Origin of the sequence: Zoogloea sp., from assembly GCF_028689785.1 — a bacterium.
Taxonomy (GTDB): Bacteria; Pseudomonadota; Gammaproteobacteria; order Burkholderiales; family Rhodocyclaceae; genus Zoogloea.
In genome coordinates this window covers 55063-61707 of record NZ_JAQVCN010000027.1, presented here as the reverse complement: position 1 = coordinate 61707, position 6645 = coordinate 55063, and the positions used below count along the sequence as shown (strand labels likewise).

4 protein-coding genes are annotated in these 6645 nt (G+C 62.2%); 1 reads left to right on the top strand and 3 read right to left on the bottom strand.

The genetic code is table 11. The features are described from left to right. Positions 1-170: 170 nt before the first annotated feature. The 3 genes from PHI64_RS13245 to apbC all read right to left on the bottom strand — a co-directional run bounded on the left by PHI64_RS13245 (position 171) and on the right by apbC (position 4300). Positions 171-2414, bottom strand: a complete 2244-nt coding sequence (locus tag PHI64_RS13245) for an arginine/lysine/ornithine decarboxylase (RefSeq protein ID WP_299883525.1) — start codon at positions 2412-2414, stop codon at positions 171-173. Positions 2415-2528: 114 nt separating this feature from the next. Then, positions 2529-3098, bottom strand: coding sequence for a dCTP deaminase (gene dcd / locus PHI64_RS13240; RefSeq protein ID WP_299883523.1), 570 nt, complete (start codon positions 3096-3098; stop codon positions 2529-2531). 110 nt (positions 3099-3208) lie between these two features. Continuing rightward, positions 3209-4300 (bottom strand): iron-sulfur cluster carrier protein ApbC, encoded by a 1092-nt coding sequence (apbC, locus tag PHI64_RS13235; RefSeq protein WP_299883530.1) that lies wholly within the window; start codon positions 4298-4300, stop codon positions 3209-3211. Positions 4301-4468: 168 nt separating this feature from the next. On the opposite strand from apbC, the gene metG reads away from it, so the two are divergent. Beyond that, the gene (metG, locus tag PHI64_RS13230; RefSeq protein ID WP_299883521.1) at positions 4469-6625 is read left to right on the top strand and encodes a methionine--tRNA ligase; all 2157 of its coding nucleotides are present in this window, start codon (positions 4469-4471) and stop codon (positions 6623-6625) included. The last annotated feature ends 20 nt before the right edge of the window (positions 6626-6645 follow it).

Here is a 6645-nt window from a genome sequence, read left to right as displayed (position 1 = left end):
AACACATCATTTCGATCCCAACGAGCCCCACAGCCGTTGGCCGCTACCGAGCGTTTCTCGTCGTCTGAGAGGGCTTCAAAAACACGAACCCCCGGAAAAACCAGGGGTTCGTCAGCAGTCTGAAACGCCGCGAATCCCGCGGCGTTTTTGTTTTGGAGCAGCGAGAACGCTCAGTCCCGCACGCAATCCACGAAGTAGTGAATACGCCCATCGCGCACTTCCTTCACCAGCCCATGCACGTCGGTCTCAAAACCCGGGAAGCGCTCGTTGAACTCTCGGGCGAACTGCAGATAACGCACCACCGTCTTGTTGAAGCGTTCGCCCGGGATCAGCAGCGGAATACCCGGCGGATAAGGGGTGAGCAGCACACTGGTGACGCGGCCTTCGAGTTCGTCGATGACAACCCGCTCAATCTTTCGGTGCGCCATCTTGGCAAAGGCATCCGCCGGTTTCATGGCGGGGGTCATATCGGAAAGGTACATCTCGGTGGTCAGACGGGCCACGTCGTTGGCGCGATACACCGCGTGGATGTCGCGGCACAGATCACGCAGGCCGACACGCTCGTAGCGCGGATTCTTCTGCACGAACTCCGGCAACACCTTCCACAAGGGCTGGTTCTTGTCGTAGTCGTCCTTGAACTGCTGCAACTCGGTCACCATGCTGTTCCACCGGCCCTTGGTGATACCGATGGTGAACATGATGAAAAAGCTGTAAAGACCACACTTCTCGACGATCACACCATGCTCGGCGAGATACTTGGTGACAATGGCGGCGGGGATACCGCGTTCGGCAAATTCGCCACCCACATCAAGGCCCGGGGTGATGATGGTGGCCTTGATCGGATCAAGCATGTTGAAGCCATCGGCAAGCTGGCCGAAGCCGTGCCAGCGGTCGCCGGGCTTGAGCATCCAGGCATCACGCTCCTCGATACCCTCTTCCGACAAATCGTCCGGCCCCCACACCTTGAACCACCAGTCTCCACCCCACTCCTCGTCGACTTTGCGCATGGCGCGGCGGAAATCGAGGGCTTCTGCGATGGACTCCTCCACCAGTGCAGTACCACCGGGCTCCTCCATCATCGCTGCCGCCACATCGCAGGACGCGATGATCGAGTACTGGGGGCTTGTGGAGGTGTGCATGAGGTAGGCCTCGTTGAACACGTCCCGATCCAGGTGGCTGTTCTCGGCGTCCTGCACCAGGATCTGCGAGGCCTGGGACAAACCGGCCAGCAGCTTGTGAGTGGACTGGGTGGAGAAGATCATCGACTCCTTGCAGCGCGGGCGGTCGGCACCGATGGCATGGTAGTCGCCGTAAAAATCATGGAACGCCGCATGGGGCAGCCAGGCTTCGTCGAAGTGCAGGGTGTCGATCTTGCCGTCCAGTTCTTCCTTGATTGCCTCGACGTTGTAGAGCACACCGTCGTAGGTGGACTGGGTGATGGTCAGCACCCGCGGCTTGGCTGTCTTGTCGGCGATGAAGGGGTTGGCGGCGATCTTGCGCTGGATGCTTTCCCAGTCGAACTCGCTACGGGGAATGGGGCCGATGATCCCGAAGTTGTTGCGGGTCGGCATCAGGAAGACCGGGATGGCGCCGGTCATCATGATCGCGTGGAGCACCGATTTGTGGCAGTTACGATCCACCACAACGATATCTCCCGGCGCCACAGTGGAATGCCAGACGATCTTGTTGGAGGTGGAGGTGCCGTTGGTGACGAAGTACAGGTGGTCGCAGTTGAAAATGCGCGCAGCGTTGCGCTCGGACGCCGCCACCGGGCCGGTGTGATCGAGCAGTTGGCCGAGTTCCTCTACCGCGTTGCACACGTCGGCGCGCAGCATGTTCTCGCCGAAGAACTGGTGGAACATCTGGCCCACCGGACTCTTCAGGAAGGCCACGCCACCGGAGTGGCCAGGGCAGTGCCACGAGTAGGAACCGTCAGATGCGTAGTGGGTCAGCGCACGGAAGAAGGGCGGCGGCAGGGATTCGAGATAGGCCTTGGCCTCACGCACCACGTTGCGGGCAATGAACTCAGGGGTGTCCTCGTACATATGGATGAAACCATGCAGTTCGCGCAGCACATCGTTGGGAATGTGGCGTGAGGTGCGGGTCTCACCGTGCAGGAAGATGGGGATGTCGGCATTGCGCGCACGGATCTCGCTGACGAAGGCGCGCAGGGCAGCAATGGCCTTCTCCGCCGCCTCGGGTGACGAGAACTCTTCGTCGTCGATGGACAGAATAAAGGCCGAACCGCGGCTCTGCTGTTGGGCAAAGGAGGCCATGTCGCCGTAGCTGGTCACCCCCAGCACCTGCAGACCCTCCTTCTCGATGGCTTCTGCCAGGGCACGGATACCCAGCCCGGACGTGTTTTCCGAACGGAAGTCCTCATCAATGACAATGACCGGAAAATTGAAGCGCATTCTCGACTCCTCAATGCCCGATGTTCAGTGCGGGCGGATCAACAAAAAGCTTTGGGCGGACCTGCGTGGCTACGCATGATCCGCCCGTCGTTCGAACTGTAGCTGACAAGTATTTCAGATTTTCGGCAAGGTCACGCCGGTCTGCCCCAGATATTTACCCCCCCGGTCCTTGTAAGAGGTGGCACACACCTCGTCGGACTCGAAGAACAGCATCTGGGCCACGCCCTCGTTGGCATATATCTTGGCTGGCAGCGGCGTGGTGTTGGAAAACTCCAGGGTCACATGGCCTTCCCACTCGGGCTCCAGCGGGGTCACATTGACGATGATGCCGCAGCGCGCGTACGTGGACTTGCCGAGGCACACGGTCAGCACACTGCGCGGAATGCGAAAGTACTCCACGGTACGGGCCAAGGCGAAGGAGTTCGGCGGGATGATGCACACATCACCGACGAAATCGACGAAATTGCGCTCATCGAAGTTCTTCGGGTCGACGATGGTCGAGTTGATGTTGGTGAAGATCTTGAACTCGTTGGCCACCCGCACGTCGTAGCCATAACTCGAGGTGCCGTAGGAAACAATCTTGCCGCCTTCATTGTGGCGCACCAGCTCGGGGGCGAAGGGTTCGATCATCTTCGCATCGCCTTCCGACATGCGGCGAATCCAGTGGTCCGATTTGATGCTCACGGGCAGCCTCTACAAAAAACGCGGATTGTACACATGCACGGTCGAGCGTGGGCGGTGATTGCCGGGGGCGCGCAGAAAGGAATGCAGACCGCGGAGCCCCCCCCTGCCGATCAGGTGTTCTGCACCACGATATTCGGAAACTTGTGGCTCATATCTTTCTGCTTTTCGGCAATCGCGATGGCCACCTGACGGGCGATGCCTTTGTAAAGCTCGGCGACACGGCCATCCGGGTCGGCGACCACGGTGGGAACGCCGCTATCCACCTCGCGGCGGATCTGGATGTCGAGGGGCAGCGCGCCCAAGAAGGGCACACCGTAATCCTTGCACAGGGTTTCGCCACCGCCGGTGCCGAAGATGTGCTCCTCGTGACCGCACTTGGAACAGATATGAAGGCTCATGTTCTCGACGATGCCTATGATGGGCACACCGACCTTCTCGAACATCTTGAGCCCCTTGCGGGCATCCAGAAGGGCGATGTCCTGGGGGGTGGTGACGATCACGGCACCGGTCACCGGCACGCTCTGGGACAGGGTCAGCTGGATGTCGCCGGTACCCGGCGGCATGTCGATGATCAGGTAGTCCAGATCGCGCCAGTTGGTTTCCTTGAGCAGCTGGTTGAGGGCCTGGGTGGCCATCGGGCCGCGCCACACCATCGGGGTCTCCACGTCCACCAGGAAACCGATGGACATCACCTGCAGGCCGTGGGCCTCCAGGGGCTCCATGGATTTGCCATCCACCGACTCGGGCTTGAGATCACCGATCCCCAGCATCTGGGGCTGGGACGGGCCGTAGATGTCGGCATCGAGGATGCCCACCCGGGCGCCCTCGGCAGCCAGCGCCAGGGCCAGGTTCACTGAGGTGGTGCTCTTGCCCACGCCCCCCTTGCCGGAGGCGACGGCGATGATGTTCTTGACCCCGGGCATCAGCTTGGCCCCCTGCTGAACCGCATGGGCAACGATTTTGCTGAACACGTTGGCGCTCACATTGCCGACGCCGGGCACGGAGCGGACCTGGGCGATCAGCGCCTGGCGAATGCTGTCCACCTGGCTTTTCGCCGGATAGCCGAGCTCGATGTCGAAGGACACATCAGCGCCGCTGATGCGCAGGTTCTTGACCCAGCGGGCGGCAACATAGTCCTTGCCGGTATTGGGGTCGGCGTAGTGCCGGAGGCTGTCGAGGACGCTTTGTTCTGTCAGGCTCATGGTGTCGGGGGCCGGTGTGCGGCGAAAGAATGAAAACATGGGTCCGGTGGGCTGCGGCAAGCAAACCCGAGTAATTTACTCCAGTTTACCGAATTCCCGCCCCGGCCGCGATGGGTGAAGCCCTTTGATAGAATGCCGGATTCCGAATCCACTTGCAGCATGCCGCCCATGACTTCCCCGCGCACGATTCTCGTCACCAACGCCCTGCCCTACGCCAACGGCGACATCCACCTCGGTCACCTGGTGGGCTACATCCAGGCCGACATCTGGGTGCGCTACCAGCGCATGCGCGGCAACACGGTGCATTACGTGTGTGCGGACGACACCCACGGCACCCCGGTCATGCTCCGTGCCGAAAAAGAGGGCCTCACCCCAGAGCAGCTCATCAACCGGGTGCATGGCGAGCACAGCCGCGACTTCCGCGATTTCGGCGTGGCCTTCGACAACTACCACTCCACCCACAGCGACGAGAACCGCTGGTACGCAGAAGACATCTACACCCGCCTGCGTGACGGCGCCCGGCTCATCGATACCCGGGCGATCGAGCAGTTCTACGACCCGGTGAAGGAGATGTTCCTGCCCGACCGCTTCATCAAGGGCGAGTGCCCCAAGTGCGGTGCGGCGGATCAGTACGGTGACAACTGCGAGGTTTGTGGTGCGGCCTACGCCCCCACGGAACTCAAGAACCCCTACTCCGCCGTGTCCGGCGCCAAACCGGTGCTGAAAACCTCGGAGCACTATTTCTTCCGCCTGTCCGACCCGCGGGCCGTCGAGTTTCTGCGCGACTGGACCCAGGGCACCACGCCCGACGGCTCCCGCCGCCTGCAGCTCGAAGCCGCCAACAAGATGAAGGAATGGCTGGGCGACGCCGGCGAGAACAAACTCTCCGACTGGGACATCTCCCGCGACGCCCCCTACTTCGGCTTCGAGATCCCCGACGCACCGGGCAAGTACTTCTACGTGTGGCTGGACGCCCCCATCGGCTACTTCGCCAGCTTCAAGAACCTCGCCGCCCGCAACCCCGACATCGACGTGGCCGCCTTCACCGAGGCCGGCCCGGCCGCCGCCACCGGCACCGAGCTGATCCACTTCATCGGCAAGGACATCCTCTACTTCCACGCCCTGTTCTGGCCGGCCATGCTGCACTTTGCCGGCTACCGCGCCCCCACCCAGCTGTGCGTCAATGGCTTTCTGACCGTGGACGGCGCCAAGATGAGCAAGAGCCGCGGCACATTCATCACTGCCCGCAGCTACACCGAACAGAAGCTCAACCCCGAATGGCTGCGCTACTACTTCGCCGGCAAGTCCAACGGCACCATGGAAGACGTGGACCTGAACCTCGACGACATGATCGCCAAGGTCAACTCCGATCTGGTGGGCAAGTTCGTCAACATCGCCAGCCGCTGTGCGGGGTTCATTGCCAAGCGTTTTGAGGGCAGGCTCGGCGAACATGATGCTGCCGTTGCCCTCGACTGGAACCTGGACGAAGTCAGCGCGGCCTTCGAAGCCCGTGACTTCAGCCGCGCCCTGCGCAAGATCATGGAGTTCGCCGACCAGGCCAACGCCTACGTCAACGACAACAAACCGTGGGAGCTGGCCAAGCAGGAAGGCCAGGAAGCCCGCCTGCATGTGGTGTGCACCACCGCCATCAACATCTTCAAGGCCCTCACCGGCTTGCTCAAGCCGGTGCTGCCGACCCTCGCGACGCAGGTCGAATCCTTCCTCGCCATCGCCCCTCTGGGGTGGGACACGCTCCTCGCCCCGCTCCCCGCCGGCCACGCTATCAACACCTACAGCCACCTGATGACCCGCATCGAGCGCAAGCAGGTGGATGCCCTGCTCGACGCCAACCGGGAATCCCTGGCCCCGGCCACCACGGAGCCGGTCAAGGCAACGGCTGGCAAGGACGAAAAGGCCACCCACTCCGAACAGCGCCACGCCCAGCACCAGGCCCACGCCGCCAGCACCGAGGCCGCCGAAACCAGCGGGTTCGAGCCCTTCATCTCCATCGACGACTTCGGCAAGGTGGACCTGCGCATCGCGAAAATCGTCTCCGCCGAACATGTGGAAGGCGCCGCCAAGCTGCTGCGCCTGCAACTCGACATCGGCGAAGCGAAGCCGCGCCAGGTATTCGCCGGCATCAAGTCGGCCTACGACCCGGCTACCCTGGTCGGACGTCTGACCGTGATGGTGGCCAACCTGGCCCCGCGCAAGATGAAATTCGGCATGTCCGAGGGCATGGTGCTGGCCGCATCCGGCGACACCCCGGGCCTCTTCATCCTGTCTCCGGACGCTGGCGCCACCCCCGGGATGCGCGTCAAGTAAGCCCTCCGTCAGCCACCCGC